Raw genomic sequence first — 22,105 nt, forward strand, 5'->3', positions numbered from 1 at the left:
CAGTCTCCCTTCAGGCGGCCAGATAGCCGCCGTCGACCGGCAGCAGCGCTCCGGTCACGTAGCTCGATGCATCGGATGCGAGGAAAAGAACCGGTCCCACCAGTTCCTCCGGCTTGCCGGGCCGTTTCATCGGTGTGTGCGCCATGAAACGGTTGATCGCTTCCGGGTTCTGTCGCGTCACCACGGTCATCGGCGTCTCGATGACGCCGGGCGCGATCGCGTTGACGCGGATGCCGTCGGCGGCAAGGTCGTGGGCCAGGGCCTTGGTCATCTGCAGCACGGCGCCCTTGGAGGCCGCATAGGCGGTCTGGCCGGGGCCGGCCGAGACGGACATGATCGAGGCGATGTTGACGATCCGGCCGCGCGTGGCGCGCAACTGGGGCAGAAAGGCGCGGATCATCTGGATCGTGCCAGTCGCATTGACCGACATGATCGCCTGCCAGTCGGCGGGAAAACTCTCCGCGTCGGGCGGCGTGCGGCGGATGATGCCGGCATTGTTGACAAGGATCGCGGCGCCACCGAGCTCGGCCTCGACCCTGCCTGCGGCCGCAGCGCAACCCGCCTCGTCAGAAATATCTAGTTCGATGGCAATTGCGGTGCCGCCGGCGGCTGTGATCTCGGCGACCACTTCGGCCAGCGCTTCGACCTTGATATCGCAGCAGGCGACTCGCGCTCCGGCGGCGGCGAGCCCCAGGGCAATCGCTTTGCCGTTGCCCTGGGCAGCGCCGGTAACTACCGCTGTTTGTTGGGAAATTCCCTTCATCTTTCCTCCCTTCCCGTTTCCGGGGAGTGCATTCCTGTTCGGCTTGCTCGGCCGCCAACATGGATAAAGAATTTGTATCTTGCAAATGAATTTGAATATATCTAACACTGGAAATCGTCGGGGGGACGGTGCACCCTCCGCAAAATGCCGGAGGGCGACACGCCCCGGCCCATGCCCCGCGGGAGGCGGGAGCGGATAGGGAGGATATCAATGAAGCTGACCCTCACAGCGGCCCTGCTGGCCGCCACGACCTGCCTCGCGCTGCCGGCCACGGCGTCTGCGGAAAGCTATGATCTTCAGAGCGTCTTCGGCCTGAACACGCCGTCGATCGGTCCGAGCCCGCAGCTCTGGGCCGACCGTGTCGAGCGTGCCACCGATGGTGCGGTGAAGATCAAGGTGCATGGCGCCGGCGACTTCGTGCCGCCTTTCGAGGTGTTCGGCGCGGTGTCCTCGGGCGCTTTGCCGATGGGCTTCGACTGGATCGGTTACTGGGCGCAGCAGATTCCCGTCGCGAACCTGGTGGGCTCCATGCCCTTCGGCCCGAGCCCCGACGTGGCGCTCGGCTGGATGTTCGAGGGCGGTGGTCTGGAGATTATCCAGAAGGCCTATGACCCCTTCAACGTGAAGGTGCTGCCCTGCCATCTCGTCGGCGCCGAGGCCGGTGGCTGGTTCAACAAGGAGATCAACTCGGTTGACGATCTCAAGGGCCTGAACATGCGCATCGCCGGTCTCGGCGGTCTGACCATGGCCAAGCTCGGCGCCAACACGCAGCTCGTTCCCGCGGGTGAGATCTTCCTGTCGCTCGAGACCGGCCGCATCGACGCGGCGGAGTTCTCCGCGCCGCAGCTCGACATCGGCCTCGGCTTCCAGCGGGTGACAAAATACTACTACTTCCCGGGCTGGCATCAGCCGTCGAGCTGGGACAGCATCATCATCAACAAGGATGTCTGGAACGGCTTCGACGAGCGGACCCAGAAGATCATGGCTGATGCCTGCCAGGCCAACATCGCCTACAATCTGGGCAACCAGATCGATGCACAGGCCGCCGCGATCGCCGAGATCCGCAAGGCCGGCGTCGAGGTGAAGCGCTTCCCCGACGAGGTGCTCCTCGCTCTGCGTGATGCCTCCAAGGAAGTCATGGCCGAGCAGGCCGCCGCGGATCCGATCTTCGCCGAGGCGCTGCAGTCGCTGAACGCGTATATGGACTCCGTCGGTGAGTGGAGCTCGCTGCAGGCCCTGCCGCCGCGCTGACCACGAGAAAGGGGCTGGCCGGTTCTCCGGCCGGCCCCTTTTGCCAACAGGACGCGCCCGCCCGTTCCAGCAGGATCGGGCGGGCCGCTGTCGGGAGAAGGAGTTCGGGCGATGCTGGCGCAAAGCGCCTGTCGCTGCGAAAAGAAACTCCGCTCCGCCGTGCGCTTTTCGCCCCTCTCGCCAAAGGACGCCCCATGCCACGCCTTTGTTCGTGCCTGATAGACCTGCTCTGCCTTCCCGGGCGCTGGGTCAGCTGGCTGACCCTGCCGCTCATTCTGGCGATCACCGTCTCGGTCATCTCGGCGGCGGCCGGCGTGACGGTCCTGGCCGACTGGGACGGCACGCTTCCGATCCTGGGCAAGGCGCTCACGGTGAACACGCTGACCGACGTCCAGTGGTACATCTTCGCGCTCCTGGTGCTGTTCGGCGGCGTCTGGGCGCTGCGCGACGATGCACATGTCTCGGTCGACTTCCTGTCCCTGATGATGAGCCGGAAGCAGCGGCTCTGGGTGCGCGTCTTCGGCGATCTCGGCTTCCTGCTGCCCTTTAGCCTGATCATCTGCTGGTACGGCTATGGCTTCACGCAGACGGCGTTTCGCACCGGCGAGGGCTCGACCCAGGGCGGGCTCGACGCGCGCTGGATCATCAAGGCGGCCCTTCCCGTGTGCTTCGGCATGCTCGCCGTCTTCGGTGTCGTCAGGGGCATCGGCACGCTGATCTGGCTCGCGCGCGGCGGCCACGACGGCGCCGGCGACAACGACGCCACGACGAAAGGAGCCTGAGATGGGAGACTATGGCTGGCCCCTCCTCATGCTCGCGGGCCTCATCCTGGGGATCTTCTCCGGCTATCCGGTGGCCTTCGTCCTTGCCGGCATCGGCGTTCTCTTCGCCGTCCTGGCCGACGTGCCCATGCTGTTCCTGTCGATGGGCGTGCAGCGGATCTATTCGGGTACGCTGACCAACTGGCTTCTGGTCGCGATCCCGCTCTTCGTCTTCATGGGGCTGATGCTGGAACGCTCCGGCATCGCAGAGCGGCTGATGCGCTCGCTCGCCGCGCTGTTTCGCGGCATGCCCGGCGGCTACGCCTTCGCCGTGGCGATCATCGGCGTCATCATGGCCGCCTCCACCGGCATCATCGGCGCGTCGGTTGTGCTCATGGGCATGATGGCGATGCCGGCGATGCGCGAGGCGAACTACGACATGCGGCTCGCCTCCGGGCTGATCGCCTCTTCCGGCACGCTCGGGATCCTGCTGCCGCCGTCGATCATGCTAATCATCCTCGGCGACCAGATGCGTCTGTCGGTCGGTGACCTGTTCATGGGGGCGATCTATCCCGGGCTTCTGCTTTCGGGGCTCTACTTCCTCTATCTGCTTTCCATCGCCATCTTCGCGCCGCACCGCATGCCGCCGCCGGCGCGCCGGGAGGCGGGGCCCATCGGCCAGGCGCTGTGGAGCCTCGTGCGCGACCTGCTCGCGCCGATGCTGCTGATCCTCTCCGTTCTCGGCACGATCATCACCGGCATCGCCACGCCGACGGAATCCGCCGCCATCGGCGCCGCCGGCGCCCTGCTGCTTGCCTTCGTCTCAGGCGGCCTCAATTTCAGGGCCCTGCGCGATTCGCTGCACGACACCTGCAAGACCACGGCGATGATCGTCTTCGTGATGATTGGCGCGTCGATCTTCTCCGTCGTCTTCCGCCGGCTCGGCGGCGATGGCATGATCATCGACTTCTTCGACATCCACGAGAGCAATCCCTATTTCGTGCTCTTCATCGTGATGGCGCTGATCTTCGTGCTCGGCTTTTTCCTCGACTGGGTCGAGATCACCCTCGTGGTGGTGCCGATTGTCGCGCCGGTGGTTGCCGCGCTTGATTTCGGCCTGCCGTCGGACCAGGTGATGATCTGGTTCGCCATCGCGCTGGCGGTGAACCTGCAGACCTCGTTCCTGACGCCGCCCTTCGGCTATGCGCTGTTCTATCTGCGCGGGGTGGCGCCCGACCTGCCGATCTCGACGATCTACCGGGGCGTCACGCCCTTCGTCATCATCCAGATCATCGCGTTGTTGCTGGTGATCTTCTTCCCCGCCATCGTGCTCTCGCTGCCGATGAGCATGCGCTAGAGGCGGAACGACCCTCTCCGGGGCCCGGGCCAAACGCGGCCCGTGCCCCGGGAACCGAACAAAGGAGCAATCATGTCAAAGGCATTCGCATCGCAGGGCGATCTTTCCGAAAAGAAGACGACCTTCACCGAAATCGGCGAGGGGCTCTATGCCTTCACCGCCGAGGGCGATCCGAATTCGGGCGTCATCATCGGCGACGACAGCGTCATGATCGTCGAGGCGCAGGCGACGCCGCGGCTTGCGCGCAAGGTCATCGAGGCGGTTCGCACCGTTACCGACAAGCCGATCAGCCATCTGGTGCTGACCCACTATCACGCCGTGCGCGTGCTCGGCGCCTCCGCCTATGGCGCCAACGAGATCATCATGTCCGACGCCGCCCGTGCCCAGGTGGTCGAGCGCGGCCAGGAGGACTGGGACAGCGAGTTCGGCCGGTTCCCGCGTCTGTTCCAGGGCCATGAGGAAATCCCGGGCCTGACCTGGCCGACCACCACCTTCAGCGACCGCATGACGGTCTGGCTCGGCAAGCGCCGCGTCGACATCATGCACCTCGGCCGCGCCCACACTGCCGGCGATGCGGTGATCTGGGTTCCCGATCAGGAGGTGATGTTCACCGGTGACATCGTCGAGTATCACTCCGCCTGCTATTGCGGCGACGGCCATTTCGCCGACTGGGGCTACACGCTGGACGCCATTCTCGATTTCGACCCGGCCTCGATCGCGCCGGGACGCGGCGACGCGCTGGTCGGCCGCGAGATGGTCGCAAAGGCGGTTGCCAACACCCGTGATTTCGTCGAGAGCACCTATAACGCCGTTGCGCGGATCGCCGCGCGCGGCGGCACGCTCGAGGAGGCGACGGCCGCTGTTCGCGCTGCCTGCGACCCCAAGTTCGGCGACTATGCGATCTATGAGCACTGCCTGCCGTTCAACATCGGCCGCGCCTGGGACGAGGCGCGCGGCGTCGAGACGCCGCGCATCTGGACCGCCGAGCGCGACCAGATGATGTGGAACATGGTCCAGAGCTGACACGGCTGTCACGCCTGGTTTCAGCGCCCTCGCCGGTTGCCGCCGGCGGGGGCGTTTTCACGTCCGGCGCCTGTCATGGCCGGTGTGTGTCAGGGGAGGGGCCGAGCGGATGGTCGCCGGCCAGCAGCTCTTCCATGAAGATACTGAAGAGCTGCGAGCGGCCATCGACGCCGGCCTTGGCGTAGATACGGGTGCACTGGGCGCGCACCGTGCCTGTCGCCGTGCCCCGCAGGCTGGCGATGGTCTCGTTGTCGACGCCCTTGAGCACCATCAGCGCCACGTCGCGTTCCGAGGGGGTCAACGCCCAGCGTTCGAAGAAGCCGTCCATCAGCTCCGCCATCTCGCCGCGGGCCGCCCTCAGGCCGGTCGCCATCGTGTCCATCCGCGCGAGCAGGCGTCTCAGTTCGAGCATCAGGAAAATCACGCCGCCGGAAAGCGCCAGTGCCGCGATGGCCTCGAGGAGCATTTGAATGTGGTCGAGGTGATCCCCGTCGTTCAGGTCGATCATCACGTCGGCCATGAAGAACAGGGCGCACAGGCTCTGCAGCAGGATGAGAGCGGCAAGCGTCATCGCCCGCCGCTCTCGCGTGAATACCGGAAGCCAAGATCCGTTCATTCAACATTCGCTCCGTCGGGCACGCGCTTGCGTCCGTCGACCATCGCCCGCACCAGGGGTACCTTCGAGAGCCAGGTGTCGAAAGCGACGCCGCCCACATGCAGCGCCACGGAGATCACCAGCCAGTTGAAGGCGGTCTCGTGAACCTCCTTCACCCAGTCGATCCCGAAGAACCGCACCGTACCCATCATGTATCCGGTCACCGCCAGCGCGGCGACGGTCGCCCAGATGTTGTAGACCATCAAGGCTCCGAGCGGATTGTGCGACAGATGCACGGTCCTGTCGCCCCGTCGCAGCGCGGCGAGATGGCGCAATGCCCGCGCCGGGCTCGGCGGGAACGAGGTGAAGCGCGCTGGACGCGGGCCGATCAGGCCCCAAAGAAGCCTGACCGCGAGAAGACCCGCGGCCGTATAGCCGACCCACATGTGCAGGCTTTCCTCCGGGTCCGTGAACACGCCGTTGAGGAGGATGCACAGCGCGAGGCTCCAGTGAATGAGCCGGACCAGCGGATCCCAGACGGCGAACTCGCGGGACTGTCCGTCGCGGGCGCCGAAGCGCCCGCCGATCCGTTCGTCGATGGCGTTCATGGCCGGCTCACTTGATCTTGAGCTTGGCGACCTTGCCGGTCGTCGCGTCGACATAGACCTCGCCCATCTTGCCGTCCTTGACGAAATAGACCTCGATCCGGCCGTCTTCCATCTCCGACTTGCGGACCTCGTAGCCCATCTCCGTGAGGCTGGCCTTCACCGCGTCCATCGTGGTGCCGAGGGTGCTGTCCTTCGTCAGGTCGGCGGCCAGCGCCGGGGTGGCAAGGGCGGCGGTGGTGGCGAGAACGATGAGAAGCTTGCGCATGTGACATGTCCTTGGGTTGCCGGACCCGGGGTCTTCGCGCATCTGGCGAGGCCGGGCGGCGCATTGCATTGGCCGGTCCGCTATCGGGCCGGTGCCGCCGATCTGGGTTGGAACGGGGTCCCCGCGCCATTGGCAGCGGGCGTAGATGCCAGCGCGTAAGCGCGCGCTTACGCGGCCCTCCCACCTGTCGGGGAACACATCCGTCGCCTGGCGCGTTGGGCTCTTGACCCCCGACGCAAGGCTACACACGCAGGAGGTTCCCATGAGCACCGGACCCGCCACGCCGCGCCGCGCCATCCTCTGGCGGATGGTGATGCCCGAGCATCTCTGCCCCTTCGGCCTCAAGTCGAAATGGCTGCTGGAGCGCAAGGGATACACGGTCGAGGACCACCATCTGACGACCCGCGCCGAGACGGATGCCTTCATGCGTGAGGAGGGGGTGGAGACGACGCCTCAGACCTTCATCGGCAACGAACGTATCGGCGGCTATGACGCGCTGCGCGCGTATTTCGGCCACCGCGTGCCGAAGGAGGGCGACACCTCCTACCGGCCGGTGGTCGCGATCTTTGCGATTGCCGCGCTGATGTCTCTTGCCGTCGCCTGGCTGGTGGAAGGCTCGCCCCTGGTCGTGGGCTCGCTCGAGCGGTTCATCGCCATCGCGATGGTGCTTCTCGGCCTGCAGAAGCTTCAGGACGTGGAGGGCTTCTCGACCATGTTCCTGAACTACGACCTGCTGGCGCGCCGTTTCGTGCCCTATGGTTATCTCTACCCCTACGCCGAAACGGCGGCCGGCCTGCTGATGCTGGCGGGTTTGCTGCCCTGGCTTTCGGTGCCCGTGGCGCTGTTCGTCGGCACGGTGGGGGCGGTGTCCGTCTTCAAGGCGGTCTACGTCGAGCAGCGCGAGCTGAAGTGCGCCTGCGTCGGCGGCGGCTCCACCGTTCCACTCGGCTTCGTCTCGCTGACCGAGAACCTGATGATGATCGCCATGGCGCTGTGGATCGGCCTGCGCGCCATCGCCTGACCCGAAAAGGCCAGCTCGCTCCCTCCCCGCCGGTCGCTCCCGTCCACCTCGCGCCGCGCCTCTGGCGTGCGGTCGTCTCTCAGATCCTTGTTCCCCGAGGCGAGGGAAACGACCGGGAAACCCGACAAAAGTCCTGCCGAAATCGCCGGGATAAGACGATTTCCGTAGGGACTGAAAGGGGTTGCACAGCGCATAAGAAAAACGAAATTGCGGCTTCCATCAGGGGTCGCGGATGATCGTCGCTACCTTGGCCGGGGAGGGCCAGGGCCCAGGGTGGACACCAATCACCGATCGCGACACGGAACCGTTTGCCCAATGGCTGGCAGCGGGCGGGGCGCGGGCGCGTGTCCTGTCCGCCCGCGGCAAGACCAGATGGGAGGAAGACGTGGCGGGAGCACCGAAGGCTTCGGGGTCCGGTATCGGCGTCTTGCGCATGCCGCGCAAGATCAGTCAGGAAGCGGTCGTCATCACGATTTCCGTCGTGCTGTTCGTCCTCTTCTCGGTCTTTCTGAACGATTTCAACACAAAGGCGAACCTGGCCACGTTGCTGAAGAACGTGTCGATCCTCGGCACGCTCGCCGTCGGCATGGGCTTTATCGTCGTTGGACGCGGCATCGACCTGACCATGGTCGCGGTCATGGTGGTTGGCGTTGCCTTCAGCATATGGCTGTCGAGCAAGGGGCTCGATTTCACCGTGGCGCTCCTCGTCGGTGCCGGCGTTGTCGCGCTGATCGGGCTTTTCACCGGCATCATGGTGGCGGTCGCCGAGATCCCGCCGATCTTCGCCACCCTGGCCATCGCCTCGACGGTCTACGGCTCGGGCCGGATCCTGTTCAGCTCGGACGTGCTTTATGCGCCGGCCGATGCCAAGTGGCTGAGTTTCGTCGGCGCGGGAAGCGTGTTCGGCATTCCGGTCGCGGTGTTCGTCTTCGCGCTCGTCGCCTTCATCATGAGCGTCTTCCTGAAATACACGCGCTTTGGCCGCTTCGTCTACGCGACCGGCGACAACCCGGACGCGGCGCGCACCTCGGGTCTGCCGACCCGGCCGGTGATCATCACCCAGTATGTGATCGCCGCGCTCATCGCCTTCGTCGCCGGCATCCTCCTCACGGGGCTGGTCACCGGCATCAACACGCGGCTCTACAACTCGACGATGATCTACGACGTGCTTCTCGTCGTGGTGCTCGGCGGCATCGGCCTGGCGGGAGGGCAGGGCGGCGTGCGCAACGTGATCGTCGGCACGGTCCTGGTCGGCATCCTGATCAACGGCATGACGATCATGAACATCAGCTACACCAGCCAGAGCCTGATCAAGAGCGTGATCCTGCTGCTCGCTCTGGTCATCGACGCGCTCATCAATCCGCGCGACGAGCAGACTTCGCAAAGCGGAGACATCTGAGGCCGCGGGACATCAATGACATCTCAGGGAGGAAAGAGAATGGGCGTTGCAAAGAAGATGGTTTGGGGGGCGCTGGCGGCGCTGACCCTTTTCGCTCAGCCGCAGATGTCGCAGGCGCGCGACATGGAGCAGATCGGTCGGGCGGCCTATCTGGAGGCGATGAAAGGCAAGAAGGTGATCTTCGTGCCGATCTCGCAGGGTTTCGACCTCAACCAGGCCTGGGTCGCGGTGTGGCAGCGCCACGCGGAGCGCTACGGCTTCACGCTTGAGGTCCGCGATCCCAACATGGACACCAGCGCCGGCATCCGCGCGCTTCAGGGCGCCATCGCCGAGCGTCCCGACCTGCTGATCGTGCAGAACCCGGATGTGCAGACCTACGCCCGCATGCTGAAGCAGGCCCAGGCCTCCGGCATCAAGGTCATCCAGGTCAACATGCAGTCGGCGACCCAGACCGACAGCTATGTCGGCAACGACTGGATCGAGATGGGCCTCCTCGAGGCGCGCGAACTCGCCAGGGTCTGTACCGGTCCCGATGCGCCCTCCGGCAAGATCGTCTGGCTCGCCGGCGTGCAGACCGGCGCCGCCAACATCTTCATGCGAGCCGGCCTTGATCAGGTGCTGGCCGAAAACCCCGGCCTCGAGCTCGTCTCCGACCAGCCGGCCGACTACGACAGCGAGAAGGCCCGCCAGATCACCGAGACGGTTCTGCAGCAGCACCCCGATCTCTGCGGCATCATGGGCATCTGGGACAACGCCGAGGTCGGTGCCGGCGCGGCCGTTCTTGCCGCCGGCAAGCAGGATCAGGTGACCATCGTCACCAATGGCGCCGGCAGCTCCACGGGCTGCGACAGCATCCACAAGGGCCTGCTCGACGTGATCTACAACTTCAACGCCCCGATCCAGGGCGAGATCGCCGCGCAGCAGATTTCCGAGCTTCTCCAGCACCCCGAGCGCGAGGCCGGATCCGAGAAGACCGTCTTCTTCGGTCCCGTGACCCGTGTCGATACGTCCAACGCCTCCGGCCGCAACTGCTGGAAGCTCGAAGACCTCAAGTAAGTGACGGAAAAGCGCGGCATGTCCCTGTCTGAAAGCATCGTTCGCTGGCGCTACCGGCTTCTCCCCGACCATGTTGTCGGGGAGGTGCTCAGCAAGAAGTGGATCGACAGCATCATCCCCTTCATGGCGCTGGTGATACTGGTTTCCATCTTCGGCAGCATCGTGCCGCGCTTCTTCCATCTCACCACGATGGCGGATCTGAGCGGTCAGGTCGCCGAACTCGGCCTGATCGTGCTGGGCCTCACCATCGTGATGATCTCGGGCGGCATCGACCTTTCCGTCGGCTCGACCTTCGCCATCGCGGTTCTTACCGCGCTCTACGGCATGAATGTCGGCCAGTGGGGGTTCGGCGCGGGGCTTGCGGCAACGCTCAGCGTCGGCGCGGTCTGCGGCATCATCAACGGGTTCCTGGTCGGCATCCTCAGGATGCGGGCCTTCCTGACGACGCTGGTGACACTGATCATCTTCCGTGCGGTTTTCGAGATCATTTTTCCGGAGATCTCCACCGACATCGTCATGAGCTACCCTGATTCCCCGCTCTACGATCTTCTCGGCATCGGCCGGGTGTGGGGCATTCCGGTGTCCTTCCTCGTCTTCGCGGTGATCGCCCTGGCGCTGCATGTCGTGTTGTCGCGCGGGCGATACGGTTGGCGGCTGCTGGCGGTGGGCGGCGCCCGCCGCTCGGCCTACAACGCCGGCGTCAATGTGCGCTTCACCGTCTTCAGCGCCTATCTTGTCTGCTCGATGTTCGTGGCGCTGGCGGCCTTCTTCTTTTCCGCGCGCATTGGCAGCGCCGCCTCCGACATCGGGTCGGGTCTTGAGCTTCAGGCTCTTACGGCGACGGTGCTCGGCGGCATTTCGCTTGGCGGCGGTCGCGGCTCGGTCGCCAAGGCGTTGATGGGCACGGTCTTCGTGCTGATCCTGTCGAACGGCCTGCTGACGCTTGCCGTGCCCGGACCGGTCAACGATCTCGTGCTCGGGCTGGTGCTGGTCGCCGCCGTGTTCCTCGACGTGCGCTGGGTGAAGAACCGCCACAAGATCCTGCGCAGCGTCTACATCTCTCCGACCTACAACAAGATGCCGCCCGCGGTCTCCACCGCGCCAGGGTCGCCGATGGCGCCCAACGACAGGCTGCGCGGCGTCGGGGTGATCGGCCTGGGCGTTCTCGACGGTGCCGAGGACGTGATCTTCGATCGCGACGACAATCTCTATACCGGCAGCCGCCAGGGCGACATCCTGCGCTGGTTCCCGCCCGACTACACCCGCCACGAGGTCTTCGCCCATATCGGCGGCGCGCCGATGGGCATGGTCTTCGACGAGGCCGGCAACATGGCCGTCTGCGTCGGCGGCATGGGCCTCTACCAGATCACGCCGGACGGCAAGGCAAGCCTGCTGACGGCGGAAACCAACCGCAGCCTGACCTCGGTCGCCGACGACAGCTCGATGAAGCTTGCCGACGATTGCGACATCCTTCCCGACGGGCGGATTGTCTTTTCCGAGGCGACGATCCGCTTCGAGATGCACGACTGGTACGCCGACGCGCTGGAAAGCCGTGGCAATGGCCGGCTCATCTGCTTCGATCCGAAGACGCGCTCGACCCGCACGCTGATCAACGGTCTCGTCTTCCCCAACGGGGTGTGCACCTCCTACGACGGGGAATCCGTTCTCTTTGCCGAGAGCTGGGCCTGCCGCATCAATCGCTACTATTACGCAGGGCCGAAGAAGGGCCGGCTGGAGCGGGTGATCGAGGGCTTGCCGGGCTATCCCGACAACATCAACCGCGCCTCCGACGGCACCTACTGGCTGGCGCTGATGGGCATGCGCACGCCCGCGCTCGACCTGTCGCTGGAGATGCCCGGCTTCCGTCGGCGCATGGCGCGGCGCGTGTCGGAGGATGCCTGGCTGATGCCCAATCTCAACACCGGCTGCGTGCTGCGCTTTAACGAGAAGGGCGAGATCCTCGAGAGCTTCTGGGACCAGGGGGGGCAGAAGCACCCGATGATCACCTCGATGCGCGAGCACAAGGGCGTGCTCTATCTCTGCGGCATCTTCAACAACCGCATGGGCACCCTGCCGCTTCCCGACGCCGATCCGCACTGGTGCGGTGTCGACAGCTACTGGAGGAAACCGGCATGACGTTCCTCGGCGGGTTTCTCGACCGCTTTCTCGGGCGCGGCGACTGGTCGATCACGCTGCCCGTGCTCGACGGTCCGCTGTTGCCCAACCAGGCGCTGGAGGAGGCGGAGACTTTCGCCGAGCTCGAGGCGGCGGACAATCTCGTCGCCACTGAAAAGGGCCTGGTGGCGAGTTCCGGACAGAGGCTTCTGCGGTTCTCCCGCGATGGCGGCGCACCGGAGCTTGTGGCGGAGTTCGACCGCCCGGTCTCCGCGCTCGCCGGGGCCAAGGGCATGCTCGCCGTCGGTCTCGACGGCGAGGGCGTGGTGATCTGCGGCGGACCACATGACGGGCGGGTGTTTCCCGGCGACGGCGCCGGGGCGTTCGGCGCGGTGACCGCGCTGGCCTTCTTCGACGCCAACACGCTGCTGATGACCAGCGGTTCCCGGCAGGTCGGCGCTGGCGAATGGCGGCGCGACCTGCTGCAGAAGGGGGCGAGCGGAAGCCTCTGGAAGCTGGACCTGCGCAGCGGTCAGGCGACGTGCCTGGCCGAGGATCTCGCCTGGCCCGCAGGCATCGCCACCACCGGCTCGAGCCGAGTCTATCTTACCGAGGCCTGGCGCCATCGGGTGGTCGCCTTCGACATCTCGAACGGAAAGACGGAGCCCGTGCTGGAGCATCTGCCGGCCTATCCGGCACGCATCGCGCCCGCCTATGACGCCGGCTACTGGCTTTCCTTCTATTCCGTGCGCAACCAGCTCGTGGAATTCATCCTGCGCGAGGACACGTTCCGCAACCGGATGCTGACCGAGGTGCCCGAGCCGTTCTGGATGGCCCCCTCGCTTGCCTCCGGGCAGCATTTCCGCGAGCCGATGCAGGGCAGCCAGCTCAAGCAGATGGGCGTCTTGAAACCCTATGCGACGACGCGGTCCTACGGCCTGGTGGTCGCCTGCAACGCGCGCATGCAACCCTATGCCAGCTACCATTCGCGTGCCGACGGCACGGCCCACGGCGTCGTTTCGGCCTGCGAGCTTGGCGACGATCTGGTCGTCGCCTCGCGTGGAGGCGGACGCATCCTGCGGCTTCCGGCGATCGCCGGCGGGCGCTGAGGCGCTGGGAACAACACAACATCAGGGCAGGCGGCGGCACCTTCGCCAGATGCTCCGGGAGGCGACATGAGCGACATCGTCCAGTTGCGCGACGCGACCAAGACCTTCGGCGGCAATCCGGCCTTTCGGAATGTCGATATCGGCCTGCGCAAGGGCGAGATCCACGCGATCCTCGGGGAGAATGGCGCCGGCAAGTCGACCGTGACCAAGGTGATGGCGGGCGTGCACAAGCTCACCTCCGGCCAGTTGCTGCTCGATGGCAAGCCGGTGGAATTCTCCTCGCCCTCCGATGCTCTTGCCGCCGGCATCGTCATGGTGTTCCAGGAGACCAACCTGGTGCCGGCGATGACGGTCGCGCAGAACATTTATCTGGGCGAGGAAAAGGTCTTCAACCGCCTGCGTGGCCTCTACATCGAGGCGCGACAGTTTCTCGTCGGAATGGGCTTTCAGGTCGACCCGACCGCCCAGGTCTCGACGCTCGGGGCAGCCCACAAGCAGATGGTGGAAATCGCCCGCGCGGTGCACCACAAGGCCCGCGTCATCATCTTCGACGAACCGACGGCGACGCTGACGCCGGAGGAGAAGCGCCACTTCTTCAACCTCATCGAGCGGCTCGTCGCCAAGGGCGTGACCATCGTCTTCATCTCCCACGCGCTGGAGGAGGCGCTGGAGGTCTCCGACCGCATCACCGTCATGCGTGACGGCGAGATCGTGGCGAGCGGGGAGGCGAAGGAGTTCACCCGCGCCTCGATCGTTCAGGCCATGGTCGGTCGCAGCCTGACGGAGACGCTGCACGGCGCGGCGCCGCGCGCTGCCCGGCCCTATGGCGAGAAGGTGCTCTCGGTCGAGAACCTGTCCTATGCCGGGCTTGTGCGCAACTCGTCCTTCTCGGTCTTCGCCGGACAGGTCACCGGCATGTTCGGCCTCGTCGGCGCCGGGCGCACGGAGATGGCCAAGGTCGTCTCCGGCGTGATCAAGCGCAATCTCTTCTACGGTGGCGAGGTCCGCCTCCACGGCCGTTCGGTGCGCTACCGCGTGCCGCGCCAGGCGATGCTCGACGGCATTGTCTATGTCACCGAGGACCGCAAGCACGACGGCTTCTTCGAGACCATGACAGTGGGTGAGAACCTGCACGTGGGCGAACTGTCCAACGGCGCGAACCCGCTCAGCGTCGTCTCCATGTCGCAGGCCCGCAAGCTGGCCAAGGAATGGGGCGAGAAGCTGCATCTGAAGTCGATCAGCGACAAGGCCCGCATGATCGAACTGTCCGGCGGCAACCAGCAGAAGATCGTCATCGCCAAGGCGCTGATCCAGCAGCCGAAGCTGATCATCTTCGACGAGCCGACGCGCGGCGTCGATGTCGGCGCCATCGTCGAGATCCACCAGCTCATCAGCGATCTTGCCGACCAGGGCATGGCCGTCGTCGTCATCTCCTCCTATTTGCCCGAGATCCTTGCGGTGGCCGACCGCATCCTCGTCGCCAAGCGCGGGCGCATTGTCGAGGAGATGATGGTGTCGGACGCGACGGAAGAACGGGTGATGTTCGCCGCCGTCCACTGACGGGCCCGGAAATAGGGAGGGTTCCGGCCGGGATTTCCGTAGCCGGGTATCGGGATTTCTGGCAGGGCGCCCTTGCATTTCAAGACCGCAGAAGGCCTAATCGCGGCTCCCTGCGGCGCGATCCTGCCGACCGATATGAGCAATGTAAACCTCAAGCTTCTTCAGACCTTTCTGCTTGCCGCCGAGCATGGCAGCTTTCGCCGCGCGGCGGAGGAGAGCCATCGCTCCGCCTCGGCCGTGAGCATGCAGATCCGCGACCTGGAAGAGCAGGTCGGCATCAGCCTGTTTATCCGCACCCCGCGCCGTGCCAACCTGACGCCGGAAGGGCGGATCCTGTTTGAACAGGTGCGCCGGGCCATGCAGGACGTTCAGTCCGGCCTGGACAGGCTGGCCGAGATCGCCGCGCAGCGCCAGGGCCGGGTGCGCATCGCCTGCGCGCCGACGCTTGCCAGCACCCGCCTTCCCGACATCCTGGCGACCTTCAAGCTGCGGTATCCGCGCAGTTTCGTGGAAGTGAAGGAAACGCCTCCCACCGCCGCGCTGGTGCTGCTCCAGCAGCAGGAGGTGGAATTCTACATTGGGCCGGAGGTGCCGCATCTGGCGGAATTCCAGTTCGAATCGATCATCGACGATCCACTGGTCGCCTGCGTGCCGGGCGAGCACCGCACCGAGGCGCGCGCCTTCGCCCTGTCCGACCTCGGAGCCGGCGCCGCGCCGCTGATCCTGCTCAACGACAAGACCGCCGTGCGCGGGCTGATCGATCGGCTCACCGCCGAGGAGGGGATCGTGCTGACGCCGCAATACGAGGTGGAGAACGCCCAGACGGCGATCGCGCTGGCCGAGGCGGGGCTTGGCGTCAGCATCGTGCCGAGCATCGCCATCGGCATGCGCCATGACGATGCGCTGTCGGTGGTGCCGCTGTCGCATCCGCAAGCCCACCGTGCCGTCGGCATCATCACCGCGCGTGGCTATGTGCAGCACGGGTTTTCCGAACAGCTGATGGATCTCATTCGCACCAACCTGCGCGAGATGGCCTGAGGTTTCCTCCCGGCCATCGAATGCCGACAGGCCTGCTTGCAGGAAACCTCAAGACCCGTTCAGATAATCCGTCTGTCCTTTCGCCCGCTCATCTTCGAATGTGCGGCCAGTTTTGGAGGAACATGACATGCGACTTGAGGGCAAGACTGCCATCGTCACCGGCGGAGGGTCGGGGTTCGGTGAGGGGATCGTTCTGAAATTCGTGGCCGAGGGCGCGCGCGTCGTCCTGGTCGACCGGGACGGGGATGCGGCCAAGCGCGTCGCCGAGAGCGCGCCGGCGTCGATCGCCCCGCTCGTCGCCGACGTATCGTCGGCCGAGGGCTTCGCCCAGGCGCGTGATATCGCGCTGTCGCGCTTCGGTGGTCTCGACATTCTGGTCAACAACGCCGGCGTCGGTCACACGCCCAAGCCGCTGGAAGAGATCGACGAGGCGACCTTTGATCGCATCGCCAACGTCAACATGCGCTCGATCTATCATGGCGCGCGCGCCGTCGTGCCGCACTTCAAGGCACAGAAGAAGGGCGCGATCCTGAACGTCGCCTCCACCGGCGGCGTCTCGCCGCGCCCCAACCTGACCTGGTACAACGCTTCCAAGGGCTGGGTGATCACCGCGACCCGCGCCATGGCGGTGGAGCTTGCCCCCTTCGGCATTCGCGTCAACGCGATCAACCCGGTCGCCGGCGATACGCCGCTGCTCAAGACCTTCATGGGCGAGGACACGCCGGAGGTGCGCGCCAAGTTCCTGTCGACCATCCCCATCGGCCGGTTTTCGACGCCGGAGGACATGGGCAACGCGGCCGCGTTCCTGTGCTCCGACGAGGCGGGCATGGTCACGGGCATCGCCATGGAAGTGGATGGCGGCCGCTGCATCTGAGTGCCGCCTCGCGCGGTGGCGGCCGCTCCGCATGGGGTGAGGTTGCCAGGAGCTGCAACAGCGGATCCGGTCGTGACGACGGCGGGCAAGGGGCACCCCTTCCCGCCGTTTTCGTTTCGCCGCCGCCTGCCTGTGTTGCGGGAGCGGCCGTATCAGCCGCGTTCGGCGACTTCCCGCTCCAGCCGGGCGCGGAACACATCGGGCATCGCCCAGTTCGGCTGATGGCCGAGCAACATCTGCAGGAAGCCGACCGAGAAGCTGGCGTTCTTCGCCGCGTTCTCGCGGAAGGACCACCAGTGGCGCAGGTCGTCGATCGCCGCCGAGGGCTCCGGCGCGTGGCGGAACTCCTGGCGCGCGGCGGCGGCGTGCACGGACAGGCAGAAGAGCGTCGACACATAGCCCTCCGGCCAGAAGGCGGCGGCGCTGTCCGGCGCGGCCTTCGTCGGCGCGGCCAGGGCGCGGATCGGCATGTCGGCGGTCAGCTCGCGCAGCATGATGCCGGCGGCGAAATCGAAATAGTCTTCCCGTGCCGACTTGTCGGAGGGCTTTTGCCGCTCGACGGTGCGCAGCCAGCGCACGAAGATGCCGGCGAGCTTCGCCTCGTCGATCTCGAACCGGCAGCCGATGTCGGCACCGAAGGCCTCGACATGCCGGCGGAAGGCAGTGGTGAACCAGCGCAGACGGCGGACCGCGATCCGGAGCGGCTCGTTTGTCTGCGGAAACGCTTCCGGATGGCGCGGCAGCTCAGACATGAGAGGCGAACTCCAGGTAGAGGGCGGCGATGCGCGCGGCGTCGCCCGCCCGCGCGGCCGTCTCCACGTCGCCGGCCAGCGCCACCGCTAGGTCGGTGGCCGCGGACAGCGCCGCCTCGTTTTCCTCCTCGCCGGCGCCCGATTGCAGCCAGAGCATCACGGAGAAGAGGGCCACCGGCTCCAGAGCGGAGGCGGCAACGCGCGTTTCGCGCCCACCCGGCAGGCCGCGGATGGCGCGCGCCTCGATCATGGCAAGGGTCAGCGCCGCGGCCATGCGTGCTTCGGCCGCCGCCTTGTCGTCGGTCCCCGGCGTCTCCTCGATGGCCGCATGGGCGGTGTCGCGGGCAAGCATCTGCGCGTGGGCGGCGGCAAAGGCGCTGCGGGCGGCCGCCTCGCTGACGAAGGCGTCCTTGGCGCCGAGCCGCAGCAGAACGTCGCGCAGCGCCGGATAGGCGGCGGCGGAGAACAGTTCGCCGTGATCACCGCGCGCGGCGATCTCGGCAAGCGACGACGAGGCGGGATGGACGCCGCCGAGCACGGCCTTGGCCAGTTCCGAGGCGATGCGATCGGCACCCTTGGCGAGCGTCTCCACGTCGCGCAGCATGCTGCCGGCCAGATGCGCGGCCGGTTGCGGCAGCATGTCGATGGTCAGCGTCTCGCGCAGCGTCGCGCCGCCGCGCCGCAGCACATGGCGGAGCCCGCGCAAGGCCTCGCGAAGCGGCATCGGATCGGGTGTTCTCGGCGAAGGGCTGGTCAAGGCTGTGGTCCCGTTTCTGGTGACCGAACTTAGCCTATGTCGCGCCCGCGACCAAGCTGTCGGTGGGCTGTCGCGGAGCGGTCCTGCCGATGAAATCGAGGGTCGTGGGATAGTCGACCACGCCGGCCTGGCTGCCGAGCCCGGTGGCGTTCTGCGCCGAGCTTGCCTGGGCGATCCGCACCGCCTCCTGCGGGCTCAGGCCCTTGATCAGGCCGGTGGCGAAACCGCCGTTGAAACAGTCGCCGCAGCCGCAGGTGCACTTCACCTCGATGCCGAAGGCCGGCGTATGGAACTCCAGCCCCTCGCGGTCGCGGTAGAAGGCGCCTTCCGCGCCAAGCGTCAGGATGACGCATCCCGCGCCGCGCTCGAGCAGGAAGTCCGCGAGCGCGCGGTTGTCGGAAAGGCCCGATAGCGCCTGGGCTTCCTCCTCGGAGGGCAGGAAATAGTCCGTGTACGGCAGCAGTCGCTCGACCTTGGGCAGATCGTCGGGTGTCGAGGCGAAGACGTCGAGCGTGGTGATCACGCCGCGCCGCCTGGCCTCCGCCATGATCTCCTCGGTGCGGCCGCTGTCGTCCATCCGGTTCATCAGTCCGACGCCGCCGACATGCAGGATGCGCGTGTCGAGCAGATCGTCCATCTGGTCGTCGCGGATCAGGAAACCGTCGGTCGCGCCACGCTTGTGCAGAGCCGGGCGCGCGCCGTCTGGACGGGTCGTGACAATCGACGAGGAGGTGGTGAAGCCGGGGCAGCGCGCCATCATGCTGGTGTCGACGCCGAAGCGGTCGAGCTTCATCAGCACCCAGTCGCCCATGTCGTCCTCGCCAACGCCGCCGACAGCCCGGGACCTGAGCCCGTGCTTGGCGGCGACGATGACGGCGGAACCGGCCGCGCCGGAGACCGCAAGCGTCAGCTCGTCGACGAAGATTGTGCCGCCGCCCGGCGGGATCTGGGTCACCGGACGACAAAGCGCGTCGAAGGTGATGAACCCCATGGACGTGAAGTCGAAGCGCGGGCTCATGCGACCTCCCTGATCCGGTTGCCCGTTTCGTCGAAGTAATACAGCCGATCCGCGTCGAAGCCGATGCCGATCGGCGTGTCGATGTCGGCGCGGAAGTCGCGTGCCGCCTTCACTTCCATCTGGCGTTCGCCGAAGGCCACTGTCAGATAGGTGACGTCGCCGGTCGGCTCGACGCCGTAGACCGTGCCCGTAAGTTCGTCGCCGCTGACGCGGCAGTCCTCCGGGCGGACGCCGAGCGTGATCGCTCCGGAAAGATGCGCGGGGCAGGGGGCGGAGACGCCAGGGGCGGTGAAGCGCCCGGCCGCGGCCGTGCCCTCGATCAGGTTCATCGGCGGCGAGCCGATGAAGCCGGCGACGAAGGTGTTGGCGGGATCGGTATAGATCTCGTCCGGCGTGCCCACCTGCTGGATCGCGCCGCCGTTCATGATGACGATGCGGTCGGCGAGTGTCATCGCCTCGATCTGGTCGTGGGTCACATAGACCGTCGTCACCTTGAGCTGGCGCTGCATGTGCTTGATCTGAACCCGCATCGAGGCGCGCAGCTTGGCGTCGAGATTGGACAGCGGCTCGTCCATCAGGAACACCTGTGGCTGGCGGACGACGGCACGGGCAAGGGCCGCGCGCTGTCGCTGGCCGCCGGAAAGCGCGCCCGGCTTGCGGTCGAGGTAGTCGCCGAGCTCGACCATGTCGGCCGCCTGGCGGATCAGCGCGTCGTGCTTGTCGCGGGCGATCTTCCGCATCCGCAGGGGAAAGCGGATGTTCTCGTAGATCGACATGTTCGGATAGAGCGCATAGCCCTGGAACACCATCGCCACGTCCCGATCGCGGGCGTCGATCTCGTTGACCACCTCGTCGCCGATGATGATCTGCCCTTCCGTCGGCTCCTCCAGTCCGGCGATCATGCGCATGGTGGTGGTCTTGCCGCAGCCCGAGGGGCCGAGCAGGACGAGGAATTCCTCGTCGGCGATGTCGAGCGACATGTGCTTGACGCCGGTGAAGGCGCCGTAGCGCTTGACGATGTTCTCAAGTCGGATGGAAGCCATGTCTCAGCCCTTGACCGCGCCCATCGTCAATCCGCGCGAGAGGTGCTTCTGGATCAGGATCACGAGGATCAGGATCGGCACGAAGGCGAGGAAGGAGACGAGGGCGATTGCATTGTAGATCACGCCGTCGGAGCCGCCGGTGAAGTTCGCCAGCGCCACGGACATGGTGTAGGCTTCGGACGTCGAGGCGATGAGCAGCGTGAACAGGAATTCGTTGATGGCGAAGATCGCCGCGATCACGGCGGCGGTGATGATGCCGGGCAGGCAGGCCGGCACGATGATCTCGCGCAGGATCGTGAGATCGCCGGCCCCGTCGGTGCGCGCGGCATCCTCGAGCTCCTTGGGGATGTCGAGCATGTAGCTGCGGATGATCCAGGTCACGAGGCTGAGGTTGATCGCCGCATAGACCAGCATCAGCGCCCACACGGTGTTGAGCAGCCCCAGCTCGCGGAACAGGAAGAAGATCGGCACGGCGACGATGGCGGGAGCCATCATGCGCGTCGACAGGATGTAGAAGCCGATGTCGTCGCGTCCCTTGAACTCGTAGCGCGACAGTGCGTAGGCGGCCGGGATCGCCAGCACCAGGTCGATGACCACGGAACCAGCCACCGCGACGACCGAATTGCGCAGGTATTGCGCGATCGGCCAGTCGCTCATCAGCAGCCGCCAGGCGTCGAGCGAGAAGGTCGGCCAGTAGATCGGCTCCGGCACCACGATCTCCGTGCGCGGGCGAAAGCCGATGGTGAGGAACCACAGGATCGGGGCGAGGCACAGCAGCGCCCAGCCTCCCAGCACCAGATAGCGCAGCAGCCGGCTCTCTCCGCGCTTCCTTCGCAGGTTTGCCATGGTCAGGCCCTCCCCGAGTGGAACGCGCGCTTGACGACGGTCTGCGCGATCAGGATCGTCAGCGCCAGCATCAGCACGGAGGCGGCCGAGGCATAGCCGAAATTGAACATGCGGAAGCCCTGCCGGTAGATGAAGAAGCTCATCGTCTCCGTGGTTCCGCCGGGCGAGCCCTGCGTCATGATGTAGACATTTGTGAACATGGTGGTGATGTCGATGCCGCGCAGCGTCACCGCGACGACGATGATGGGGCGCATCATCGGCAGCGAGATGTTCCAGAAGATGGCGGGCCAGCTTGCGCCGTCGAGGCGCGCGGCCTCCTCGATCTCCTGGTCCTGTCCCTGCAGGGCGGCGACGAAGATGATGAAGAGGAACGGCGTCCATTGCCACACGTCGGCGACGATCAGCGTCAGCCGCGCGAGCGGCACGGAGCCCAGCCAGTCGACGTTGCGATCAACGACGCCAAGGCCCATCAGCAGGTCCGAGATGACCCGCCCGTCGTTGAACGCAAGCTTCCAGATGTAGGCGACGGCCGAGGGCATGAACAGCATCGGCATCAGGAAGATGATGCGCCAGCCGCGGATCAGCGGGTCGCGGTAGGCGAAATAGGCGAGCGCCATGGCGATCACCGTCTGCGCCGTCAGCGAGATGCCGCCGATGATGGCGGTGTTGCCGAGCGCGGCCCAGAACTCGCGGTCCTGGATGATGCGCTCGTAGTTGCCCAGACCCGTGAAGGTCCAGTTGACGAAGCGCACGACATAGAGGCTCTGGTAGATCGCGAAGATGCCGGGATAGAGCGTGATCGCCAGGAGATAGACGACTGCCGGGCCGACCAGCAGATAGGGGAACGCGCGCCGCAGCCAGGGCGAACGGCGGCGCACGGGCCGGGGAGCGCGG

Annotated in this window: 22 protein-coding genes; 12 read left to right on the forward strand and 10 right to left on the reverse strand. The window is 66.1% G+C overall.

Going from position 1 to position 22,105, the window contains the following annotated elements; genetic code table 11:
- Positions 1-10 precede the first annotated feature (10 nt).
- On the reverse strand, positions 11-763 hold the full coding sequence (locus tag ACN0WF_RS06485) for an SDR family NAD(P)-dependent oxidoreductase (protein ID WP_417771983.1): 753 nt from the start codon (positions 761-763) through the stop codon (positions 11-13).
- A 210-nt stretch (positions 764-973) separates the two neighbouring features.
- Here ACN0WF_RS06485 and ACN0WF_RS06490 point away from each other — a divergent pair, with 210 nt between their 5' ends.
- From ACN0WF_RS06490 to ACN0WF_RS06505, 4 genes are all read left to right on the forward strand, one after another.
- Positions 974-2,014: a TRAP transporter substrate-binding protein gene (locus tag ACN0WF_RS06490; protein ID WP_417771984.1), complete on the forward strand. Its 1,041-nt coding sequence runs from the start codon at positions 974-976 to the stop codon at positions 2,012-2,014.
- A gap of 194 nt (positions 2,015-2,208) precedes the next feature.
- Positions 2,209-2,796, forward strand: a complete 588-nt coding sequence (locus tag ACN0WF_RS06495; RefSeq protein ID WP_417771985.1) for a TRAP transporter small permease subunit — start codon at positions 2,209-2,211, stop codon at positions 2,794-2,796.
- Position 2,797: 1 nt separating this feature from the next.
- Entirely contained in the window at positions 2,798-4,132 is a 1,335-nt protein-coding gene (locus tag ACN0WF_RS06500) for a TRAP transporter large permease (protein WP_417771986.1), read from the forward strand.
- 72 nt (positions 4,133-4,204) lie between these two features.
- Complete coding sequence (locus tag ACN0WF_RS06505) at positions 4,205-5,155, forward strand: MBL fold metallo-hydrolase (protein ID WP_417771987.1); 951 nt, start codon at positions 4,205-4,207, stop codon at positions 5,153-5,155.
- 73 nt (positions 5,156-5,228) lie between these two features.
- Here ACN0WF_RS06505 and ACN0WF_RS06510 read toward each other — a convergent pair whose 3' ends face one another.
- From ACN0WF_RS06510 to ACN0WF_RS06520, 3 genes are read right to left on the reverse strand one after another with little or no spacing between them, the layout of a single operon-like run.
- A complete protein-coding gene (locus ACN0WF_RS06510) occupies positions 5,229-5,771 on the reverse strand; it encodes a helix-turn-helix transcriptional regulator (RefSeq protein ID WP_417771988.1) in 543 nt (180 codons plus the stop codon).
- Entirely contained in the window at positions 5,768-6,358 is a 591-nt protein-coding gene (locus tag ACN0WF_RS06515) for a cytochrome b/b6 domain-containing protein (protein ID WP_417771989.1), read from the reverse strand. The genes ACN0WF_RS06510 and ACN0WF_RS06515 overlap by 4 nt, the downstream gene beginning before the upstream one ends.
- Positions 6,359-6,365: 7 nt before the next feature.
- On the reverse strand, positions 6,366-6,623 hold the full coding sequence (locus ACN0WF_RS06520; RefSeq protein ID WP_417771990.1) for a PepSY domain-containing protein: 258 nt from the start codon (positions 6,621-6,623) through the stop codon (positions 6,366-6,368).
- Between the two features lie 262 nt (positions 6,624-6,885).
- Here ACN0WF_RS06520 and ACN0WF_RS06525 point away from each other — a divergent pair, with 262 nt between their 5' ends.
- The 8 genes from ACN0WF_RS06525 (at position 6,886) to ACN0WF_RS06560 (ending at position 16,795) form a co-directional block, all read left to right on the forward strand.
- Positions 6,886-7,644, forward strand: a complete 759-nt coding sequence (locus tag ACN0WF_RS06525) for a MauE/DoxX family redox-associated membrane protein (RefSeq protein WP_417771991.1) — start codon at positions 6,886-6,888, stop codon at positions 7,642-7,644.
- 385 nt (positions 7,645-8,029) lie between these two features.
- Positions 8,030-9,043, forward strand: a complete 1,014-nt coding sequence (locus tag ACN0WF_RS06530; RefSeq protein WP_417771992.1) for an ABC transporter permease — start codon at positions 8,030-8,032, stop codon at positions 9,041-9,043.
- 39 nt (positions 9,044-9,082) lie between these two features.
- Positions 9,083-10,099 (forward strand): sugar ABC transporter substrate-binding protein, encoded by a 1,017-nt coding sequence (locus ACN0WF_RS06535; protein WP_417771993.1) that lies wholly within the window; start codon positions 9,083-9,085, stop codon positions 10,097-10,099.
- 18 nt (positions 10,100-10,117) lie between these two features.
- A complete protein-coding gene (locus ACN0WF_RS06540; RefSeq protein WP_417771994.1) occupies positions 10,118-12,235 on the forward strand; it encodes an ABC transporter permease in 2,118 nt (705 codons plus the stop codon).
- Complete coding sequence (locus ACN0WF_RS06545) at positions 12,232-13,323, forward strand: hypothetical protein (protein ID WP_417771995.1); 1,092 nt, start codon at positions 12,232-12,234, stop codon at positions 13,321-13,323. Before ACN0WF_RS06540 ends, ACN0WF_RS06545 begins: the two co-directional genes overlap by 4 nt.
- A 66-nt stretch (positions 13,324-13,389) precedes the next feature.
- Positions 13,390-14,883 (forward strand): sugar ABC transporter ATP-binding protein, encoded by a 1,494-nt coding sequence (locus ACN0WF_RS06550; RefSeq protein WP_417771996.1) that lies wholly within the window; start codon positions 13,390-13,392, stop codon positions 14,881-14,883.
- 135 nt (positions 14,884-15,018) lie between these two features.
- Entirely contained in the window at positions 15,019-15,921 is a 903-nt protein-coding gene (locus tag ACN0WF_RS06555; protein ID WP_417771997.1) for a LysR family transcriptional regulator, read from the forward strand.
- A gap of 127 nt (positions 15,922-16,048) precedes the next feature.
- Complete coding sequence (locus ACN0WF_RS06560) at positions 16,049-16,795, forward strand: glucose 1-dehydrogenase (RefSeq protein WP_417771998.1); 747 nt, start codon at positions 16,049-16,051, stop codon at positions 16,793-16,795.
- Positions 16,796-16,947: 152 nt separating this feature from the next.
- On the opposite strand, the gene ACN0WF_RS06565 is transcribed toward ACN0WF_RS06560, so the two are convergent.
- The 6 genes from ACN0WF_RS06565 to ACN0WF_RS06590 all read right to left on the reverse strand — a co-directional run bounded on the left by ACN0WF_RS06565 (position 16,948) and on the right by ACN0WF_RS06590 (position 22,089).
- Positions 16,948-17,547, reverse strand: coding sequence for a hypothetical protein (locus ACN0WF_RS06565; protein ID WP_417771999.1), 600 nt, complete (start codon positions 17,545-17,547; stop codon positions 16,948-16,950).
- On the reverse strand, positions 17,540-18,271 hold the full coding sequence (locus ACN0WF_RS06570) for a hypothetical protein (protein WP_417772000.1): 732 nt from the start codon (positions 18,269-18,271) through the stop codon (positions 17,540-17,542). Before ACN0WF_RS06570 ends, ACN0WF_RS06565 begins: the two co-directional genes overlap by 8 nt.
- Positions 18,272-18,338: 67 nt before the next feature.
- Positions 18,339-19,322, reverse strand: a complete 984-nt coding sequence (locus ACN0WF_RS06575; RefSeq protein WP_417772001.1) for a carbohydrate kinase family protein — start codon at positions 19,320-19,322, stop codon at positions 18,339-18,341.
- The gene (locus ACN0WF_RS06580) at positions 19,319-20,365 is read right to left on the reverse strand and encodes an ABC transporter ATP-binding protein (protein ID WP_417772002.1); all 1,047 of its coding nucleotides are present in this window, start codon (positions 20,363-20,365) and stop codon (positions 19,319-19,321) included. The genes ACN0WF_RS06575 and ACN0WF_RS06580 overlap by 4 nt, the downstream gene beginning before the upstream one ends.
- Before the next feature lie 3 nt (positions 20,366-20,368).
- The gene (locus tag ACN0WF_RS06585) at positions 20,369-21,211 is read right to left on the reverse strand and encodes a carbohydrate ABC transporter permease (RefSeq protein ID WP_417772003.1); all 843 of its coding nucleotides are present in this window, start codon (positions 21,209-21,211) and stop codon (positions 20,369-20,371) included.
- Between the two features lie 2 nt (positions 21,212-21,213).
- Positions 21,214-22,089, reverse strand: coding sequence for a carbohydrate ABC transporter permease (locus ACN0WF_RS06590; RefSeq protein WP_417772004.1), 876 nt, complete (start codon positions 22,087-22,089; stop codon positions 21,214-21,216).
- Positions 22,090-22,105: the final 16 nt, after the last annotated feature.

The organism is Stappia sp., assembly GCF_048268045.1.
GTDB lineage: Bacteria > Pseudomonadota > Alphaproteobacteria > Rhizobiales > Stappiaceae > Stappia.

What these genes read in the sequence shown, in the direction of transcription:
- ACN0WF_RS06520 (WP_417771990.1), bottom strand. Translation starts at nt 6,623, where the DNA reads ATGCGCAAGCTTCTCATCGTTCTCGCCACCACCGCCGCCCTTGCCACC.
- ACN0WF_RS06500 (WP_417771986.1), top strand. Translation starts at nt 2,798, where the DNA reads ATGGGAGACTATGGCTGGCCCCTCCTCATGCTCGCGGGCCTCATCCTG.
- ACN0WF_RS06505 (WP_417771987.1), top strand. Translation starts at nt 4,205, where the DNA reads ATGTCAAAGGCATTCGCATCGCAGGGCGATCTTTCCGAAAAGAAGACG.
- ACN0WF_RS06495 (WP_417771985.1), top strand. Translation starts at nt 2,209, where the DNA reads ATGCCACGCCTTTGTTCGTGCCTGATAGACCTGCTCTGCCTTCCCGGG.
- ACN0WF_RS06570 (WP_417772000.1), bottom strand. Translation starts at nt 18,271, where the DNA reads ATGCCGCTTCGCGAGGCCTTGCGCGGGCTCCGCCATGTGCTGCGGCGC.
- ACN0WF_RS06515 (WP_417771989.1), bottom strand. Translation starts at nt 6,358, where the DNA reads ATGAACGCCATCGACGAACGGATCGGCGGGCGCTTCGGCGCCCGCGAC.
- ACN0WF_RS06550 (WP_417771996.1), top strand. Translation starts at nt 13,390, where the DNA reads ATGAGCGACATCGTCCAGTTGCGCGACGCGACCAAGACCTTCGGCGGC.
- ACN0WF_RS06545 (WP_417771995.1), top strand. Translation starts at nt 12,232, where the DNA reads ATGACGTTCCTCGGCGGGTTTCTCGACCGCTTTCTCGGGCGCGGCGAC.
- ACN0WF_RS06560 (WP_417771998.1), top strand. Translation starts at nt 16,049, where the DNA reads ATGCGACTTGAGGGCAAGACTGCCATCGTCACCGGCGGAGGGTCGGGG.
- ACN0WF_RS06575 (WP_417772001.1), bottom strand. Translation starts at nt 19,322, where the DNA reads ATGAGCCCGCGCTTCGACTTCACGTCCATGGGGTTCATCACCTTCGAC.
- ACN0WF_RS06540 (WP_417771994.1), top strand. Translation starts at nt 10,118, where the DNA reads ATGTCCCTGTCTGAAAGCATCGTTCGCTGGCGCTACCGGCTTCTCCCC.
- ACN0WF_RS06490 (WP_417771984.1), top strand. Translation starts at nt 974, where the DNA reads ATGAAGCTGACCCTCACAGCGGCCCTGCTGGCCGCCACGACCTGCCTC.
- ACN0WF_RS06485 (WP_417771983.1), bottom strand. Translation starts at nt 763, where the DNA reads ATGAAGGGAATTTCCCAACAAACAGCGGTAGTTACCGGCGCTGCCCAG.
- ACN0WF_RS06510 (WP_417771988.1), bottom strand. Translation starts at nt 5,771, where the DNA reads ATGAACGGATCTTGGCTTCCGGTATTCACGCGAGAGCGGCGGGCGATG.
- ACN0WF_RS06565 (WP_417771999.1), bottom strand. Translation starts at nt 17,547, where the DNA reads ATGTCTGAGCTGCCGCGCCATCCGGAAGCGTTTCCGCAGACAAACGAG.
- ACN0WF_RS06585 (WP_417772003.1), bottom strand. Translation starts at nt 21,211, where the DNA reads ATGGCAAACCTGCGAAGGAAGCGCGGAGAGAGCCGGCTGCTGCGCTAT.
- ACN0WF_RS06555 (WP_417771997.1), top strand. Translation starts at nt 15,019, where the DNA reads ATGAGCAATGTAAACCTCAAGCTTCTTCAGACCTTTCTGCTTGCCGCC.
- ACN0WF_RS06580 (WP_417772002.1), bottom strand. Translation starts at nt 20,365, where the DNA reads ATGGCTTCCATCCGACTTGAGAACATCGTCAAGCGCTACGGCGCCTTC.
- ACN0WF_RS06525 (WP_417771991.1), top strand. Translation starts at nt 6,886, where the DNA reads ATGAGCACCGGACCCGCCACGCCGCGCCGCGCCATCCTCTGGCGGATG.
- ACN0WF_RS06535 (WP_417771993.1), top strand. Translation starts at nt 9,083, where the DNA reads ATGGGCGTTGCAAAGAAGATGGTTTGGGGGGCGCTGGCGGCGCTGACC.